Origin of the sequence: Kitasatospora sp. NPDC005748, assembly GCF_040630735.1 — a bacterium.
GTDB lineage: Bacteria > Actinomycetota > Actinomycetes > Streptomycetales > Streptomycetaceae > Kitasatospora.
Window position 1 is genome coordinate 1 of the sequence record NZ_JBEXYD010000152.1, and the last position, 2,203, is coordinate 2,203.

Annotated in this window: 3 protein-coding genes; all 3 read right to left on the minus strand. The window is 69.5% G+C overall.

Annotation, left to right across the window (positions count from 1 at the left end; genetic code table 11):
- Positions 1–136: 136 nt before the first annotated feature.
- The 3 genes from ABZ495_RS36975 to ABZ495_RS36985 all read right to left on the minus strand — a co-directional run bounded on the left by ABZ495_RS36975 (position 137) and on the right by ABZ495_RS36985 (position 2,056).
- Complete coding sequence (locus ABZ495_RS36975) at positions 137–589, minus strand: zinc-binding dehydrogenase (protein ID WP_359840381.1); 453 nt, start codon at positions 587–589, stop codon at positions 137–139.
- Positions 590–677: 88 nt separating this feature from the next.
- A complete protein-coding gene (locus ABZ495_RS36980) occupies positions 678–911 on the minus strand; it encodes a hypothetical protein (RefSeq protein ID WP_359840379.1) in 234 nt (77 codons plus the stop codon).
- 134 nt (positions 912–1,045) lie between these two features.
- On the minus strand, positions 1,046–2,056 hold the full coding sequence (locus ABZ495_RS36985; RefSeq protein WP_359812212.1) for an aldo/keto reductase: 1,011 nt from the start codon (positions 2,054–2,056) through the stop codon (positions 1,046–1,048).
- Between the last annotated feature and the right edge of the window lie 147 nt (positions 2,057–2,203).

A 2,203-nucleotide genomic window follows, 5' to 3' on the forward strand; every position in this document is an offset into this window, starting at 1 on the left:
AAGCTACCTCGCCGGCCTCCACCTCCGTGGCGCGATGATCTGGATCAAGGACCTCACTCGAACCCATTGATCACGACCGAATACGTGCCCTAGGCGGCGGCCGCCCCGGCGCCCGCGACTGGGCCGCCCGCACCCCTCACCTGCTCAACGTCGCCGCCAGCCGCGCCAAGCGCCGCCTGTACGTCATCGGGGAACGCAGCCTGTGGGCCCCGCTCCCCCATTTCGACGTCCTCGCCGCCCGGGCCGAGGAATTCGACCACGTCCGCGACCGCGACGCGTGGCGCCCGGACGGGGAGCAGCCGGCCGCCCGGGACGACCAGGCGCAGACATCCGCCGAGGCGGCCCTCGACCAGGGGCACGTACCGGCTGCGAATCGTCGACCGCGATGACTCGGGCGATGACACCGCCCGGCGGCCGGCCCCCACACCATGGCGATCACGACGTCGCCGGCCCCGGCACGGCCCTTCTCGGCGTACCACACCGCACCGCGGACCTGGGAGAAGGAGAACACCCGACCGACGACGGGGCGGATCTCCCCGGCGTCGACGAGCCACGCCAGTCCACGCAGCTGGTCGCCGCCGGCCCTCATGAACAGAAAGAAGCAGATCACGCCCGGCACCCGGCACGGCGCCGGGTCCTGAAACCCAGCACGTTCATCGCCCGCCGCAGCACCGGGTTCACGCCCAACTCGCAGGCGAAATCGGTGTCAGGCGGCCCGGCGACGCTGACGACCTTCCCACCACCCCGAGGACTCCCAACGCCTCCTCCAGGGCCTTGCCACCGCGGTCGTCGAAGACCACGTCAAAGCCGTCCAGCAATCCCTCGAAGTCCTGGGTGCGGTCGTCGACGACGACATCTGCGCCGACTTCCCCGACCCGAGCGGCGTTCGCCGCGCTCGCGGTGATCGCCACATGTGCGCCCACGCGCCTGGCCAGTTGGAGGGCGACGGTGCCGACTGCGCCACAGCCGCGACCGCCCACAACCACCGCCGGGCCCAGGAGGGCCGAGACCAAGGACTCGTCGAAAGGCCCGGCGGCAGCCCGGACTACCGGGAGCCCGCCACAGGGCGCGACGTGTAGAAGGACTCCTCCAGATAGGCGGTCTCGTGTGGCTGGTAGGGCTCCTCCAAGTAGGCGGCCTCGTCTTCGTCGAGTTCGACGTCCACCGCGGCGACCGCGTCGGCCAGCTGGGCCGACTTGGTGACCCCGACGACGGGCGAGGTCACCACCGGGCTACGCATGACCCAGGCCAGAGCGACCTGGGCCGGAGACAGACCCCGCCTGCCCGCGATCTCGTGGACGCGCTCGGCCACCGCCTGATCCCCGTCGCGGTAGAGGATCCCGCCGCCCTCGTCACTCTCCGCACGCGCCGTGACGGTGTCCCGGGCCCGCGTCAGCCTGCCCCGCGCCAGCGGACTCCACGGGATCACGCCGATGCCCTGGTCCGCGCAGAGCGGGAACATCTCCCGCTCCGCTTCCCGGTGGATGAGGTTGTAGTGGTCCTGCATCGACACGAACCGGGTCCAGCCGTTCAGGTCAGCCAGGTAGAGGGCCTTGGTGAACTGCCAGGCGTACATGGAAGAAGCTCCGATGTAGCGGACCTTCCCGGACTTGACCGCGTCGTGCAGCGCCTCGAGGGTTTCCTCGATCGGGGTGTCGTAGTCCCAGCGGTGGATCTGGTACAGGTCGATGTAGTCGGTCCCCAACCGCTTCAGGGAGGCGTCGAGCTCGGCGAAGATCGCCTTGCGGGACAGCCCGGCGCCGTTCGGGCCGGGACGCATCCGCATCCAGACCTTCGTGGCGAGAACGACCTCCTCGCGCCGGGTGAAGTCCTTGACCGCCTGACCGACGATCTCCTCGCTGCTTCCGGCGCTGTACCCATTCGCCGTGTCGAGGAAGTTGACGCCGCCCTCCAGGGCCTGCTTGATGATGTCCCGGCTGGCGTCCGCGCCCAGCGACCAGGGCTCGCCACCCCGGTCCGGCTCACCGAAGCTCATGCAGCCGAGAGTGATGGCGGAGACTTCCAGACCGGTCGCTCCGAGTTTGACGTATCGCATGGGTCGGACCCTAGGAGTTCGAGTGCGCTCCAACGCAAATTCGCAGGGCGTGAGAAGCCGTTGTCTTTCCGATAGTGACGGGTGCGTTTCCGCTGGTCAGGCATAGTGCCGGTGCCTCGGTGGCAGAGACGGGGTGTCGTGTCGTCT